Source organism: Gleimia hominis, from assembly GCF_002871945.2.
Lineage (GTDB): Bacteria > Actinomycetota > Actinomycetes > Actinomycetales > Actinomycetaceae > Gleimia > Gleimia hominis_A.
In genome coordinates, this window is the sequence record NZ_CP126963.1 from 298,918 (window position 1) to 314,473 (window position 15,556).

Annotated in this window: 13 protein-coding genes; 12 read left to right on the forward strand and 1 reads right to left on the reverse strand. The window is 58.6% G+C overall.

Annotated elements, in window-relative coordinates; all coding sequences use genetic code 11:
• The first annotated feature begins 56 nt into the window (after positions 1–56).
• Together CJ187_RS01350 and CJ187_RS01355 are read left to right on the forward strand one after the other, a co-directional pair.
• Positions 57–3,311, forward strand: a complete 3,255-nt coding sequence (locus tag CJ187_RS01350) for a UrvD/REP family ATP-dependent DNA helicase (RefSeq protein WP_102216089.1) — start codon at positions 57–59, stop codon at positions 3,309–3,311.
• Positions 3,308–6,682, forward strand: a complete 3,375-nt coding sequence (locus CJ187_RS01355; RefSeq protein WP_102216088.1) for an ATP-dependent helicase — start codon at positions 3,308–3,310, stop codon at positions 6,680–6,682. The genes CJ187_RS01350 and CJ187_RS01355 overlap by 4 nt, the downstream gene beginning before the upstream one ends.
• 68 nt (positions 6,683–6,750) lie before the next feature.
• Here CJ187_RS01355 and CJ187_RS01360 read toward each other — a convergent pair whose 3' ends face one another.
• The gene (locus CJ187_RS01360) at positions 6,751–8,007 is read right to left on the reverse strand and encodes a phosphotransferase (RefSeq protein WP_102216087.1); all 1,257 of its coding nucleotides are present in this window, start codon (positions 8,005–8,007) and stop codon (positions 6,751–6,753) included.
• 114 nt (positions 8,008–8,121) lie between these two features.
• Here CJ187_RS01360 and CJ187_RS01365 point away from each other — a divergent pair, with 114 nt between their 5' ends.
• From CJ187_RS01365 to ftsX, 10 genes are all read left to right on the forward strand, one after another.
• Complete coding sequence (locus CJ187_RS01365) at positions 8,122–9,312, forward strand: CpaF family protein (RefSeq protein WP_102216086.1); 1,191 nt, start codon at positions 8,122–8,124, stop codon at positions 9,310–9,312.
• Positions 9,309–10,154, forward strand: a complete 846-nt coding sequence (locus CJ187_RS01370; protein ID WP_102216085.1) for a type II secretion system F family protein — start codon at positions 9,309–9,311, stop codon at positions 10,152–10,154. The genes CJ187_RS01365 and CJ187_RS01370 overlap by 4 nt, the downstream gene beginning before the upstream one ends.
• Entirely contained in the window at positions 10,151–11,002 is an 852-nt protein-coding gene (locus CJ187_RS01375; protein WP_102216084.1) for a type II secretion system F family protein, read from the forward strand. Before CJ187_RS01370 ends, CJ187_RS01375 begins: the two co-directional genes overlap by 4 nt.
• 78 nt (positions 11,003–11,080) lie before the next feature.
• Positions 11,081–11,284, forward strand: coding sequence for a hypothetical protein (locus CJ187_RS01380; protein ID WP_102216083.1), 204 nt, complete (start codon positions 11,081–11,083; stop codon positions 11,282–11,284).
• Positions 11,281–11,853, forward strand: a complete 573-nt coding sequence (locus CJ187_RS01385; protein ID WP_199171055.1) for a TadE family protein — start codon at positions 11,281–11,283, stop codon at positions 11,851–11,853. The genes CJ187_RS01380 and CJ187_RS01385 overlap by 4 nt, the downstream gene beginning before the upstream one ends.
• Positions 11,850–12,284 (forward strand): pilus assembly protein, encoded by a 435-nt coding sequence (locus tag CJ187_RS01390; RefSeq protein ID WP_102216082.1) that lies wholly within the window; start codon positions 11,850–11,852, stop codon positions 12,282–12,284. The genes CJ187_RS01385 and CJ187_RS01390 overlap by 4 nt, the downstream gene beginning before the upstream one ends.
• Positions 12,285–12,321: 37 nt before the next feature.
• Entirely contained in the window at positions 12,322–12,783 is a 462-nt protein-coding gene (locus tag CJ187_RS01395) for a hypothetical protein (RefSeq protein WP_146003060.1), read from the forward strand.
• A 17-nt stretch (positions 12,784–12,800) separates the two neighbouring features.
• Positions 12,801–13,919, forward strand: a complete 1,119-nt coding sequence (prfB, locus tag CJ187_RS01400) for a peptide chain release factor 2 (protein WP_102216080.1) — start codon at positions 12,801–12,803, stop codon at positions 13,917–13,919.
• A gap of 6 nt (positions 13,920–13,925) precedes the next feature.
• Complete coding sequence (gene ftsE / locus CJ187_RS01405) at positions 13,926–14,615, forward strand: cell division ATP-binding protein FtsE (RefSeq protein WP_102216079.1); 690 nt, start codon at positions 13,926–13,928, stop codon at positions 14,613–14,615.
• A 2-nt stretch (positions 14,616–14,617) separates the two neighbouring features.
• Positions 14,618–15,532 (forward strand): permease-like cell division protein FtsX, encoded by a 915-nt coding sequence (ftsX, locus tag CJ187_RS01410; protein WP_102216078.1) that lies wholly within the window; start codon positions 14,618–14,620, stop codon positions 15,530–15,532.
• The last annotated feature ends 24 nt before the right edge of the window (positions 15,533–15,556 follow it).

Below are 15,556 nucleotides of genomic sequence, written 5' to 3' on the forward strand. Positions count from 1 at the left end.
GGGTTGAGTAGAAGAAGTCTGCCTGGCCCGTTAGAAAAAGATGGTTGAATAGGGATATGACAAGCCACACTTCGCTCAGCCACCCGAGTTACCACGTGGATCTGCACATTCCGCCTCAAGCCACACTGCCAAAGTTGGATCCGCACCAAAAGCGGGCGGTCGATTCGATACAGAATTCAGATACGCATGCCCTCGTGCGGGGGTGCCCCGGTTCAGGGAAAACCCGGGTTGCGATTGAAGTGGCTGTTAATTCGCATGAGGGCGGGCAAACCGTGCGGATGCTAGCTCCCGACCGGTCGCGAGCCGACCTGCTGCAACCCATTTTGGAGCCGCGCGTAACCGGGGTGGTGCGCCCAGTGCGTACCCCCGTGTCGTTTGCCTACGACATTGTGAACGAGTACTGCGTGCACGCCGAGTTGGCGCCTCCACGGTTACTCACAGGCGCGCAACAAGACCAGTACCTGAAGGACCTCATTGAACAAGAAGCGGTGCAGTGGCCGGCCCTGATCACAGCTGAGGTGACGGCACTGCCCGTGTTCCGCATGCAGGTGCGGAACTTGATTGCGCGGGTAGAAGAATCGGGGCGCGATGGCGCGTGGTTAGCGCAGCTGGGGCAGCGGGTTGGCCGGGAAGTGTGGGTGAGTGTTGGGCAGCTGATGCAAGTCTGGGACGAACGCATCAGCAGGTCAGAAACCAACCCGCACCTGAGTGCACCCGCACTGCAACAGCGGGCCGCGCAAATACTGCGTGAGAACGCCCAGAGCAGCTCCTCGGACAGCCGCGGCTCGTTCGAATTACCGCAGCTGTTGGTAGTCGATGACCTACAGGACTGCACGGCAGCGACCCTGCAGCTACTGACCCAATGTGCCGAACTGGGAACCCGGATCGTCGCGTGCGCAGACGCCGACGTTGCAGTCGCCACCTACCGAGGTGGGGAACCACACTTAGACGGAAGGCTCGCCACCAGATTGCGGGCAGCTGAATACGAACTTGGCCCCACCCACCGCGGCGGGCAAGCCCTGCGCGCCGCAGTGCAGGAAATCACCGCGCGAATCCCCACCACGGGCTCGCACGAGCGGCGCACGCAGGGAGCGGTGAATCCGCATGAGGATGGCCAGAACCTCAACTTGGAAGTATTTGGATCTCCCACCCAAGAAATGTCCGCTCTGGTGGGCCGCGTCCACACGCTGCAGTACAGGGGGATGGCCCTGTCGGACATGGCGGTGATCGTGCGTGATAGCGCCGAAATCGCACGCGTGCGGTCCGCCTTCATGGCTGCGGACGTTGAAACGACCGCTGTGCGGCGGGCCATTAACTACGCAAAAACTAACGTGACCGCCACACTTTTGAACCTGCTGGTGGAACCGGAAAACCCGGACGATCTCATCACCACAACGGCCGCGAGCGCCCTGGTGAACATTGATGCCATCTTGCTGCGCCGCCTCATCGACGTGGTTGGGGTGAGTGCAGAAAAAACAGACTTGTTAAACCTCGCGGAACAAGTGGATTCGGCATTAACGGAGGATACGGAACTAGCGGCGCGGATCCGCGGGCAGAACCTACTGGGGGCTGCGCATGACCTGCGCACCACCTACCAGCTGATCCAACTGGGGCAAGAAAATGCGAACGCGGCCCCGACGGTGGCGTTGTGGAAACTGTGGGACGCCAGCCACGTGCAGAAACGCTGGCGCGAACGCGCCCTGATTCCCACCGCAAGCTCGGTTGAATACGACGAGCGGTTAGACGCTGTGATTTCGCTGATGCGCAGCGCGGACGTATGGTCGCAACGTAACCCAGCGGACACGGCCCGCGACTTCGCCCGCGCCCTGCTGGAAGAAAACCTTCCTACAGATACGCTGGCGCAACAGGCTCAGCGGCCCGCCGGGGTGAGTGTCCTCACGCCCCAACAAGCGGTGGGCCGCGAATGGGAAGCGGTGTTCATCGTGGGATTGCAAGACGGTGCGTGGCCCAACTTGACGTTGCGGGACCGCATTACGTGCGCGGCAGACATCACCCAGCTGGCTGCCGGGCAGGTAGATGAAACCCAGTTGCAACGCCCCCTCCCATCGGCCCTCACGCGCCGAGCTATGCTCACTGACGAACTCCGCCTCCTGGCTGCGGCGATGACGCGTGCGCGCCAGCAACTGTGGATTAGCGCTGCCCGCACCGAAGACACAACCGAGTCAGCATTCATCGACATTCTGGCCCCCCACATGGGAGCCAAGATAGAAGACATGAGGGTCGTCACCTCCCAGGTTGCCCCCGGGGTAGACACGCGTTCACTAATTGCCCGTTTGAGGTACTTGGTGAGCCAACCGGATGCACAACCCGATTCGGCCGCCCAGCCTGCGGCGGCGCAACCCCTGGCTGCCCAGCCTGCGGCGGCGCCCACTGGTTTGAATCCAGCGGCTAATGCTCGCCAGCGCACACTTGCGGCGCAGCTACTAGCGCTCGCGGCCAGTGAAGGCATCGATGCGGCGGATGCACGCACCTGGATTGGGGCCGGTGGGATGAGCGTTGCGAAACCCCAGGAAACCAAGCGGGAGGGCAAACCCTTCCTCTCTCCGTCGCAGGTGGAGACACTGCTGGAATGCCCCGCAAAATGGTTCATGACGCGCCACGGTGGCGACTACTTTTCTACCGACGCGGCACGCCTGGGGAACATGATTCACCAAATCGCGGAGGAACACCCCTACGGCACCGCGCAAGAACTGCTGGGCGCTCTCGATGAACTGTGGGACGAGAACTTTGGGCGCGAGAGCGAACTCGACCAACAACTACTAGAAAAAGCACAGGACATGGTCGCGAAACTCGGTGACTACTTCCAAGCTGACACTCACCGACAAGTAGAAGTAGAAAAAGCAGTTACCGCAGACGTGGGGCCAGCCATCATTAACGGGTACATCGACCGCGTCGAAACCAGCCGGGGTGCGACCACCATTGCGGACATCAAAACGGGCACCAAACTACCCAGCAAAAGCGAACTGCCTGACTTCCTGCAACTCTTGTTGTACCAGTTGGTCCTAGCGCAATTAGAAGGCCCCGATGGGAAACCGTATGACGTGCAGGGCGCACGACTAATCGCGCTGACCCGATCAGCTCGCGGACTTGTACTTCCCCAACCGTCAATTTTTGCGTCCGACGAAGACACTCAGCAGCGGTATAAAGCACTGCTGGAACAGTTAGAAACCGCTGCGGAACTAACGCGCGGGCCCCTGTTCTTACCTAAACCATCAAAAGATGCTTGCGACCATTGTGCAGTGAGGCAGATTTGCCCCGCGCAGACCGAAGGAATGAGGACCATAGAATGAGCCACCCGCGCATCCGCGCGCGCGAGATCGCACACGCACTGAACACCCAGCCGGGGGTTAAACAGATTCTGCTTTCCGACGAGCAAGAAAGCGTCGTTGAAGCACCCCTCACGCCCACCCTCGTGGTTGCCGGTGCGGGATCTGGGAAAACGGAAACCATGTCCCTGCGCGTACTGTACCTTCTGTGCCAAGGAATGGACCCGGAACGCATCCTCGGGCTCACCTTCACCCGCAAAGCAGCGGGTGAGCTATCTGCGCGGCTGCGGCTACGCATTGAGCAGCTTATCCGCACCGGGCTGATTTCCCCTCAAACGGATACCGCATGGTTTTCTGGCAGCCTAAACGTATCTACCTACAACGCGTTCGCATCGAACGTGGTTAAAGAATACGGTCTACTACTCGGAGTAGATCCGGGAGCGCAGTTAATTACGGACGCCTTGAAATGGCAGATTATGGATGAGGTACTGAGCCACTACACGGGGCAGCTACCACGCTTGAGCCGCGAAAGCCTCATAGAACTCGCATTAAAACTAAGTGATGCAATGGCTGAACACGCCGTTTCGGTGGACGACATGCGCCAATACTGCGCAGCAACAATTGCCAATATTGAGGAGGCACCCCCCTCAGGAAGAACTAAGAATCCGAACCCTTCATTCACGAAACGCTACCTAGAAAATGTGCACAGACAAGTGCACCTACTGGGCTTGGTAGAGGAGTATCGGCGGCAAAAACGCGTGCGTCAGATGATCGATTTTTCCGACCAGATGTCGTACGCTAGGCAGATCGTTGAGCAGCATCCGCAAGTAGTTGACACCCTCCGGGGAGACTACGACGCAGTTTTACTAGACGAGTTTCAAGACACGTCAGTGGGGCAGCTGGAACTGCTGTCGCGGCTTTTCAAAGACAAACCAGTGATGGCAGTGGGGGACCCGAACCAAGCGATCTACGGGTTCCGCGGCGCATCCGCAGCATCACTCGAAACTTTCCTAGAATACTTTGACACCCGCGGTCAGGGCGTTCGCAGGTACATGACGTACGCGTGGCGCAACGATCCAAAGATTCTAGACCTCGCCAACACTATTTCTGGTGCAAATAAACAAACAGATGGGACGGTGAAGCCACTGCGCAGCCCCAAACCTGAGGGGGGTAACGTGCAGTACCTCTACACGCAGTGGCAGGAGGATGAATACGAACTAGTCGCGCAGATTATTGGCCAGTGGAAACGGGAAGACCCCACCGCAAGCATCGGCGTTCTCGCACGCAAATCAGGTTCGCTCGAACCCATGTTGGAAGCGTGCCGAACACACCATATTCCCGCTGTCGTCACGGGCATGGGAGGGTTGCTAACCCAACCGGTGGTAGCGGACCTGCGCGCAGTGTTGAAACTAAGCGTGGACCCCACCCACGGACCCTCGGCAATGCGGTTGCTGGCAAACCTGGACCTCGCGGCATCGGACCTGCGGGTACTGTACGAGTACGCGAAGCATCAGCGTAAGCATCGGCGCGCACCGGAAGACTCGATGCGCACCGAGTTCTTAGCGGACGCGATTGACTCACCCCCACCGGCGGGTTGGCGTGCTCGCGGCGACGTGTTCTCTGAAGAAGCTAGTGAACGCGTCCAAGATTTAGCGCGGCGCCTAGAGCACGTGCGCGAACACATGGATCGGCCCTTACCGACCTTGGTTACGACTGCGCTGCACATTTTTGACCTCGATATTGCAATCAAATCTGACCCACTCACAAACGCGGGAATGCAAGCAGTGGACGCATTCGTGGACACGGTCAACGACTACGTGTCGCAGACCCAACAGGCGTCACTGCGCGTGTTCCTAGACTGGATTGACGTGGCTTTAGAGGCGGAACGGGGGCTTCCCGCTCCAAGTCCGACGGTGGACCCCACCACGGTGCAGATCATGACGGTACACCAGGCGAAAGGTCTGGAGTGGGACCGCGTAGTAGTGCTAGATCTGATGCACGGTTCCTTCCCGAGCGTTGACCAGGCGCACAACTACAAACCAGCTACACAAGTGCGGTTAGATAAGCACTTCCAGCTGGAGCCCCGCGCTCAGAAAGGGTGGATGGCTGACGCTGGACAGTTACCGTTTGAACTGCGCATGGACCGCTGCAAACTAGATAACACGCCGATCCTGCCGCTCCTACCTGGGCTCGGGAGCTTGGACGTGCGCGAGCAAAAAGATGTAATCGAGCAGTACCAGTACGAGCTGGCAGAATACTTAGAACGTGAGGAGCGGCGCATCGCCTACGTGGCATTCACCCGCCCGCGCACCCACCTGCTCCTCGCGGGGGCATGGCGAAAAGCTGATGCCAAGAGCCTGCAGAACCCATCACACTACCTAGTTGAAGCGCTGGCATCTGAAACCGCGAGCGCGTACCCGGACCTTTGCGACGACCTGCCCGCCGTAGTTATCGAACCCGACGAAGACGCAACGCAGCCCCCCAAACGCGCAAGCCACATGTTCCCCCGCCAACCCGGACCGACGCGCGAACTGATCACCGCGGGGGCCGAACGAACCCGCGAACAAGTGATGCGCGTGCACACCGGGGAACTATCTTTCAACAACCTGGACCTGGACCCATCCAATAAAGATGAGGCACAACTAGTTGCCCAAGTACAAAACGCAATCGCGCATCACCGCGCAAAACAAAAACCAGCGGACCTCACGGTGGACCTATCGCGCCTATCCGCAACCACCATGCCACAACTGCTAGAATCAACCACCGAGTTCGCACTGCAGTTGCGCCGTCCACTACCTCAAGAACCATCTGACAGTGCACAGTTGGGAACCGTGTTCCACGAGTGGGCAGCCCAGTGGGCGCACCTCCCCGCACCACTACCCGAAAACGCGGAAGGACTAATCCAAGAAGACCCCGACACAGTAGGGGAGTTTGAAACGAACCCGGCTTTTGAAGCGCTCACCGAAAAACAACACGAGCAGCTGCGAATTCACCAACGGCGCGCGATCGCACTATTTGGTAACCACCCCGGGTTTGAAGCCGTTGAAACCCCGTTTTCAGTGCAGTTCGCGGGCCTAACTGTGCGCGGGCGGATAGATGCGCTGACAACCACCGCGGGTAAACTCCACGTGATCGACTGGAAAACCGGTGCGCCCCCAACCCGCAAACGTCTTGGCCGCGCCGCCCAATACGCCACCCAGCTGGAAGTTTACCGGCACGCGGTAGCGCAAGAACGCGGTATCCCAACCGCCGACGTGGACGCAGAACTAGTGTTCCTAGGTGGAAAAACGAGCCTGCAAAACCGGCGAGTGAGCCTGACGCAACTACTTGAACTACTGCCCGACTACGACTTCGAAAAACAACTCGCGCAACTCAGTGAGCGCGAACGCTCTTAGAGCCTGCCCTAACCTGCGGTCGATGTGCGTACTGCCCTACGAGGGTTTTCGCTAAACTCCGCCTCCGACTAATCCCGACCCAGCCGGCGCAGCACCTCGCGCAGGTCAACGGTTGGGGCATCGGGATCTATCTGATAGGCGCCCTCCGCGGATGAATCCAGCGCGTCATCTTCGCGCGTCTTCGATTCGCCGGCCGCGACACGGTTCGCCTCAAAGCGCGCGGTCCGGCTTGGCTCGGGGGTCGCAACCGCTTCCTGTTCGGGCGGGGCAACCGGTTCCTGTTCGGCAGCAGCTTGTTTTGGTGATCCGGCATCTATGGAGGACTGCGTGCCAGCGGTAGAGGCAGCAAGATCCTCAGGCGAAAAAGCGGAATCATCTGCAACACTGCCATGCAACAGTGGTTCATCACCCACGTCAGCCGCCAGGTCTTCTAGCATCTGCACTGCATCGGCCACCACGTCCGCATCGTCATTACGCTTCCCGTGCAACAACCACCGCAGCAACGCCATCTCCGAATGAAGCACCGCGCGCGAAGCCAAATGCAGATCCGAATCATCTTTACGAGCCGCATGATAAGCATCCATAAACGCCTGGCTCGCCTCCGGATTCGCACAAGTGGTAATCCACGCCAAATCCTGCGCCGGATCCCCCAACTGCGCGGACGCAAACGACTCCAACCCAACCACCGCCTCGTAGCTGGAAACGAAACACTCCGGCGCCAAATCCCCATGCACCGGCACGCAGCGGAACCGGAACATGGACACGTCCTCAAGAGCTTCCTCCCAGCGCGTATACAAATTCGGTGGCAAAACCGTTGCCTGCACTGCTTCATCAAGCAGGGCCAGCATGCGTTCGCGACACTCAGCGGGTGAATACATCGGCATGCCTGTCGCTTCAATAACTTCGCTGGGCAGATCATGCAACGCCGCAACGGCGCGGCCCATGGAACTTGCAAGCGTGGGGGAGTGCTCCAACTCCTCCCACGTGGCGTGCGTCCCCGCCATCTGCTTGTAAATCATCACGGCAGGCCGGTTTCGCCGCGCCCGCGAATACGCCTGAGGAGCCGGAACACTAAACGGTACCCGTCCCACTTTGAACGCTTTGGCCAAAATCGCCAGGAGCATCACCTGCGCTTCAATATCCACCCCCGCCTGCTGCGTCAGTGGTGAACACACACTCCAGTGTGTCCCATTTGAATCTACGATCCCTTGGACCGCCATGGCTCCATCGTTGGATTGCGGTTCGCACAAGCTCACGACCGACAGGTCTGGAATGAGGGTGGTTGCGTGTGCAGCTAGCGTCAGAGGGGTCAGTGGTTTACTCACATAACTAATCTAGGGCAAAAAAGTTATCCACATGGCGGAAAACCCTTGTGTCGGCGTGGCGGGTATCCATTATTGTGGTTGTTGTCAACGTAGATATAACGCGGTGGAGCACGTATGTCGAGTATGACCTTGCAGCAACGCGGAGACAGCATCCGCGCAATAGTGGCCGACAAGAACTTTGACCCCATAGTTGATTCAGCACGGTTGCGTCGTGTAATTGACGAGTCCTTCCAGGTGGTTCCAGCCGCGTCCGCGGAGGAACGAGCAGCCCAAACCACGGCATTACTAGCCGACATCGGTGGATACGGAGCGTTGCAAAGACTCCTGGACGACCCCCAGATTGAGGAGATCTACGTGAACTCCCCATCGAAAGTCTTCGTTGCCCGCGGCGGTGTGTCCGAACTGACTTCGATTATCCTGGATGCCGACGAAGTCAAAGACCTGGTGGAACGTATGCTGCACCATTCAGGGAGGCGACTTGACCTGTCCGCACCGTTTGTCGACGCGATGCTTCCCGGTGGGGAACGGTTGCACGTGGTGATCCCACCGGTGGCGGGCCGCGACTGGGCGTTGAATGTGCGCAAACACCTGCACCAGGAGTTCAGCCTGTCAAAACTCGTGCAACTGGGATCCCTACCCACTGGTGCGGCGCGCATGCTCACCACCTTCATGGAAGCCGGTTTTTCGGCGGTTGTTTCGGGCGCAACCCAAGCGGGGAAAACCACGTTTTTGCGAGCTTTAGCCGGAGCCATCCCACCGCGGGAGCGAGTGATTACCTGCGAGGAAGTGTTCGAACTAAATATCCGCAACCGCGACTCGGTGGCCATGCAGACGCGAAGTGCAAATATTGAAGGGCGCGGCGAAGTGACGCTGCGGGATCTAGTTCGCGAGTCACTCCGGATGCGCCCGGACCGCATCGTGATCGGTGAGGTGCGGGGCGCCGAAGCATTCGACATGCTCCTGGCCTTAAATGCGGGGATCCCCGGGTTGTCAACCGTGCATGCGAACAGTGCTTCCGAAGCATTGAGTAAACTGTGCCTCCTGCCCCTGCTGGCAGGTGAAAACGTGACGAGCAGCTTCGTGGTCCCAACTGTAGCCCGGTCGATCGATCTGATAATCCAGGTGAGCCGGGACAGTAATGGGCGCCGCCACGTAGAGGAAATCAGTTACGTGTCTGGACGCAGTGAGGGCGCCTACATTGAAGCCGATTGCCTGTGGCGTTGGGACGGCACCAAACTAGTTCCCACCGGCCGGGCTGTGGAGGACCCGCGGCTAGCGCGCGTATCCATGCGGGAGTCCGCATGAATTTACTGTTTGGATCCGGCCTCGGAGTTGGGCTCGTGTTGATCATCGCGGCTGTGCGGCGCGACCCAATGCCCAGACCACCACAGGGACAGTGGCGCACGCGCATCCGCGAACGCTTTCTGGATGCCCAGCTAGGCCACCGCGCGCAGGTCTTGTTCTGGGGCGTGCAACTGGCGCTACCACTGGTTCTACTGCTGCTCGTCTATGCATTCACCCGCGCCTGGCCGGTTGCAGTAATGCTTGCGATCATGGTGGTGGCCCTACCGTGGCAGTGGGTGAAAACTCGTTCTAACCGCCGGCGCCGCCAGCTCGCCGCCGCCTGGCCCGATGTTGCCGACTCCTTACTTTCCGCGATCCTAGCGGGGGTTTCCCTGCCTCAGGCGGTTATTGAACTGGAACACCACGGGCCGGAAGTGACGCGCCCACTATTTGAAGAATTCGCGCGGATAATGCGGTCTACGGGCCGGTTCAGTCAGGCGCTGGACACCCTCGAAACAAGAGTTACAAACTCGCAGGCTAGACGCATGATAGAAGGGATCCGGTTAGCACGCGAACTTGGGGGTTCGGAACTGGGGAACCTGCTTCGTGACCTGGCGGTAGTGATGCGTGAGGACGCGCGGGTTCGCGGTGAGATTGAGGCGCGTCAATCTTGGACTGTAAATGGGGCGCGCCTGGCGGTTGCGGCCCCGTGGATTGTGCTGCTACTCATTTCTCTGCGCACGGACGCGGCAGCCGCTTATTCCACGCCTACGGGAATGAGTATTCTGGCTGCCGGTGGACTACTGTGCGTCTTCGCATACGCGGTTATGCGGCGGATCGCTTCGCTGGAGGAAGACGCGTGATTATCATACTTTCCGTACTGTTCACCGCAGGGGTGCTGAGTGTGTACTCGGCGCTCACCGCGCGTTCCCGCCTGCTTATTGAACGTGTCCTAGGAGGTCAGGCAAGTTCACGTCGCGTGCCCTTTGCGTTCACAAGGATCAGTGGACTATGGGCGGTATTTGGCTCTCCGGCTTCTTCGGTACAAGAACGGTTGGAACTCACTGGTGAAGAGATGACGGTGCAGCAGTTCCGGGTGCGCCAGTTGATAGCCGCGGTGCTCGCCGCCGCAGTGGCCACCAGTCTGCTCGTAATTATTGCGGCGATGCGGCCCGTTAGCGTCATCCAGTGGCTCATCCTCGTGTCCATCAGCTTTGTGGTTGGGGCCGCGTTGTACGACAAGTGGTTGACGTGGCGAGTGTCTGCGGTGGCACGCAAAGTTGGGCACCAGGTGGCGGATTCCGCAGACCTGCTGGCACTCGCGATTTCTGCGGGAGAGTCCATTCCGGGAGCGCTTTCGCGCGTCAGCCGGGCAAGCGGCCGCGAACTGCGTTTCCAACTGGAGCGCGCGCTTGAGGACATTGAAGGCGGCATGTCCGTCACCCGCGCTCTCGGTTCCTTGAGTTCACGCACGAACTCGCCGCAGTTATCACGTTTGCTAGACACGCTCGTTATGGCTGCGGAACGGGGCGCACCCCTCGCGCTCGTGTTACGGGAGCAAGCGCGGGACCTACGCGACGAGTCCCGCCGGGCCCTCATGGAATCGGGCGGACGTAAAGAAATCGCGATGCTTGTCCCGGTCGTCTTCTTAATCTTGCCGGTCGTTGTTCTGTTCGCGCTATACCCGGGGCTGGTCGCGTTGAAGCTTTAAATGCCGCGCTGCGTTAGCTGCGCGGTTCTAAGTAAATAAGGAAAGAGTAAAACCAAACCTCAAGTGAGTGGAGGAAACATGCAAGACACACCCATCGTCCACGCGCTCGCGCACACGCCCTCGTGGATTCTTGGGCAAGACGAATCAGAACGTGGGGACGTGCCCGGATGGGTTCTGGTCACTCTCATGACGGCGGGTCTCGTGACCGCAATCTGGGCGGTTGCCAGTCCCACCCTCGTGAACCTGTTCCAAGAGGCAATCTCGGGAGTTACAGGTCCGTGAGACCACCCCTGGCAGGCCAGGAACGGGCCGGCGCTGAAGCGGGTTCGCAAGTTGTCTCTCACGTGCTCGTGCAAACCTTCGTGGTGCTGATCGTGTTGACAATCATGCAGATTGCGTTCGCAGTTCACGTACGTAATATGTCGCTAGATGCAGCGTCTGAGGGGGCGCGGAGAGCTACGTTTGAGAATGCTACCGACAAAGACGCGATGGAACGGGCCCAAGCACTGCTGGATAAGTCCGTGGGTGCAGACAGGGGTGCGCGCGTAATTATCTCTCGGGCGGAAGAAGCGTACGGCACGAAAATTACGGTGCGGATCAGTGCGCGACTTCCGGTGCTCGGACCGTTCGGGCCAGACCACATGCAGACGGTGGAAGCTAGTTCCTGGTTGAACCCGCGCGAAACCTCCGGTGGTAGACCGGGGAAGAAACCCTCGCCCGCGACCGCGAGCACGCCATCGACCTTCCCGAGTTCAAATCCGGAGCCACCTAACCCCAGCGCAGACACACCAACCGAGCAGGACCCGCCCGATACTGAGCGTGGCAGTGGTACTGATGGGGGTGGCCGATGAATGCGCAGGGGTCAAGTGGGAACGCCGAAAGTGGTGAGGCGACGATCGAGTTCATTGGTTTAGCGTTAGTGTTGCTCATCCCGGTCGTATACCTGGTGTTCACGATAGGCACTGTTCAAAGCACGTCTTTAGCGGTGGAGGCCGCGAGCCGTGAATCAGCGCGGATACTTTCGGAAGACCCCACGAACTACGAGTACGCGGACCGGCAAGTGGCACAGATTTTCTCTGACTACGGGGTGTCCGCACCTACGGAAGTGGATGCAAGATGCGAACCCGCCTCGTGCACCGGGCAGGCGCGCATCCACGTTACTGTAAACGCGGTAGTTTCCTTACCACTCGTACCCGACCGGTGGGTGGGGTCAGTTCCGATCCGCGTGCATTCCAACCGCTACGCCCCAGTGAAGCACGCGCGCTTGCACGCAGAACCTTGATTTGCGCGATTAGACGCCGAATGCGATTGGATAGCGAATGCGATTGGAATCCCAGATGAATGCCAAACCGGAAGATAGCCAGGAGGGCCGCATCAGCCTCATGGTGATAGTGCTGGCAGCAATACTGGTGGCACTCGCATTAACTCTCGCGGCGATTTCAACAGTGCACCTGCAGCGGCGCGGCCTGTACACGTGCGCGGACGTATTATCGCAAAACGTGGTTCTCACCATGGAGGCCGATAAGTACTTTGACGGCCACCAAGACCTCACGATCACATCCCAAGTGGCGCATCAAGAAGCGCAAAGACTCCTGGAAAAACTTGGTGATACAACATGCGATGTGGGGCAATCGCCGCGCGTAGTGCGGGTGGATGTGGTACCCGATGCCGTCACCGTGTACCTAGAGACGAACGCTCGGTTCAAGATTCTGCCGCGCAGTCTGCAAGCTGTAACACAAGATGTGCGTTTGCGCGTTGCGTCTACCGCTCATGCCTATTAGTCCTCTAGGGTGGAGGGGTGAATATCGATTTTCCCACTGAAATCAGCAGCTTGAGGGACACGCTGGGCAACATCATTGCCGTCACGCACCCCGACGAGTTGAAAGAACGCATCCGCGACCTTTCACAGCAGGCAGGTGACCCAGCCCTGTGGGACGATCAAGAAAACGCGCAGCGAGTCACGTCCCAACTGTCCTACGCACAAGCGAAACTGAAACGTCTCGAATCCATGGAAGAACGCGTGGACGACCTCGAAGCCATGGTGGAACTAGCGGGCGAAGCTGCGGACGAAGAACGCGGCAGCCTCATGGACAGTGCGGCGCAGGACCTGAAGAGAATTCAAACTGATCTCGCGGACCTAGAAATTAAAACACTCCTGTCAGGAGACTACGACGAACGCTCCGCAGTGGTCACAATCCGCGCTGGTGTTGGCGGGGTAGACGCTGCGGATTTTGCGCAAATGCTGCTGCGCATGTACCTGCGTTGGGCAGAACACAACAACTACTCCACAAAAGTGCTAGACACCTCGTACGCAGAAGAAGCTGGGTTGAAATCAGCAACATTCGAAGTGAACGCCCCCTACGCTTACGGAACCCTCTCGGTCGAAGCGGGGACGCACCGGCTCGTGCGTTTGAGTCCGTTCGACAACCAGGGGCGGCGACAAACCTCGTTCGCAGCCGTTGAAGTCATTCCCCTCATCGAAACTACCGACCACATCGAAATCCCGGAATCAGACTTGAAAGTGGACGTGTTCCGCTCTTCCGGCCCGGGAGGTCAGTCAGTGAACACCACGGACTCTGCGGTGCGGATGACGCACATTCCAACCGGGATGGTGGTTTCGATGCAAAACGAGAAAAGTCAGATCCAAAACCGGGCGGCTGCGCTGCGGGTTCTCCAGTCGCGACTGCTGCAAAAACGTCACGAAGAAGAAATGGCACAAAAACGGGCGTTAGCGGGGGATGTGAAAGCATCGTGGGGCGACCAGATGCGTTCGTACGTGCTGCACCCCTACCAGATGGTGAAGGACCTGCGGACCGGTTGGGAAGATGGGAACACTTCTGCCGTGTTTGACGGGCAGATTGACGACTTCATCAACGCCGGTATTCGGTGGCGTAAAGACCAACAGGGCAACGAGTAGGAAAACATGATTCGATTCGATCAAGTTACCAAAATATATCAGCGCGGAGCCATCCCGGCGCTCAGTGACATTTCACTGGAAATTGAACGCGGCGAGTTCGTGTTCTTGGTAGGTAAATCCGGTTCCGGCAAGTCCACATTCTTGCAGTTAGTTATTCGTGAGGAAAAAGCCACCAGCGGCGACGTGTGGGTGCTGGGCCAAAACGTGGGTAAACTCTCGCGCTGGCACGTGCCGAAAATGCGTCAGCAGATCGGCATGGTGTTCCAAGACTTCAAACTATTAGAGAACAAAACCGTGTACGAAAACGTGGCGTTCGCAATGCAGGTGCTGGGGAAACCGAAACACCAGATCCAAATCCAGGTGCCAGAAACACTGGAGCTCGTGGGGCTTTCTGGGAAAGAAAAACGGATGCACTACGAACTGTCCGGAGGTGAAGAGCAGCGTGTCGCGATCGCGCGCGCTATGGTGAACCGGCCGCAGTTGCTGCTGGCAGACGAACCGACCGGGAACTTGGACCCGGAAACGTCGCTGGGGATCATGCGTTTGCTCACGCGGATTAACCGAACGGGAACCACAGTGGTGATGGCCACGCACGATGCGGATATTGTTGACCAGATGCGTAAACGCGTAATTGAGCTGGATGAAGGCCACGTGATTCGTGACCAAAAGGGCGGCGTTTACGGGACACAGGGGTAGGTATGCGAGGACGTTATATTCTTTCTGAAGTTGGTAAAGGCCTGTCGCGCAACAAGGCGATGGCAGTGTCAGTGGTGATTGTGACGTTCGTGTCCCTGTTCTTTGTGGGGGTTGCGGCGTTGGCGCAGATGCAAGTGTCGATGATGAAGTCGCAGTGGTACGACAAGATTGAGGTCTCGATCTACATGTGTGCCAAGAAAGACCTGATGGCCACATGTAACCAGGCGGAGGCGACGCAGGAGCAGATTGACGCTGTCGATAAGAAACTGAAGTCACCGGCGATGTCCGCGTACGTGAAGAGCGTGCATTTTGAGACGAAGGAGGAAGCGTATGAGAACTTCCAGAAGATCGCGCCTCAGAATCCGATTGTGCGATGGACTAAACCGGATTCCCTGCAGGCCGCATTCCGTGTGAAACTGGTGGATCCGCAACAGTATCGGTTTATTGAGGAGGAGTTCGCTGGGACCCCGGGGATTTCGGAAATTAAGGACCAGCGCGACGTGGTGGAACCCCTGTTTGACGTGGTGGATCGAGCGAAAATGCTGTCATTGGGCCTGGCGGGCGTGATGATTGTCGCGGCGGTGCTGTTGATTACCACAACGATTCGCCTATCCGCGATTTCGCGGGAGAAGGAAACGACGATTATGCGCTATGTCGGGGCGTCTACGCTGACGATTCAGTTGCCATTTATGATTGAGGGGGCGCTCGCGGCGCTTACCGGCGCGGTGCTGGCAGTGGGAGCACTGTGGGGTGGTTTGCACATGCTGGTGGATAATTGGTTGGCTCCATCGATGATGTGGACTAACTTCGTGGGCGTTAAGCACCTGCTGATTGTGGCGCCACTGTTGGTGTTAGCTGCGATCTTGTTGGCCGCGATTGCTTCCATGGTGTCGTTGGCGCGTTACACCAAGGTTTAGGGGCGCTTCGCGTAGGGTTTAACT

Coding starts and splice junctions, on each gene's coding strand:
- CJ187_RS01365 (WP_102216086.1), top strand. CDS start 8,122: ATGTCGAGTATGACCTTGCAGCAACGCGGAGACAGCATCCGCGCAATA.
- CJ187_RS01350 (WP_102216089.1), top strand. CDS start 57: ATGACAAGCCACACTTCGCTCAGCCACCCGAGTTACCACGTGGATCTG.
- CJ187_RS01380 (WP_102216083.1), top strand. CDS start 11,081: ATGCAAGACACACCCATCGTCCACGCGCTCGCGCACACGCCCTCGTGG.
- CJ187_RS01390 (WP_102216082.1), top strand. CDS start 11,850: ATGAATGCGCAGGGGTCAAGTGGGAACGCCGAAAGTGGTGAGGCGACG.
- ftsX (WP_102216078.1), top strand. CDS start 14,618: ATGCGAGGACGTTATATTCTTTCTGAAGTTGGTAAAGGCCTGTCGCGC.
- CJ187_RS01355 (WP_102216088.1), top strand. CDS start 3,308: ATGAGCCACCCGCGCATCCGCGCGCGCGAGATCGCACACGCACTGAAC.
- ftsE (WP_102216079.1), top strand. CDS start 13,926: ATGATTCGATTCGATCAAGTTACCAAAATATATCAGCGCGGAGCCATC.
- CJ187_RS01370 (WP_102216085.1), top strand. CDS start 9,309: ATGAATTTACTGTTTGGATCCGGCCTCGGAGTTGGGCTCGTGTTGATC.
- CJ187_RS01395 (WP_146003060.1), top strand. CDS start 12,322: ATGCGATTGGAATCCCAGATGAATGCCAAACCGGAAGATAGCCAGGAG.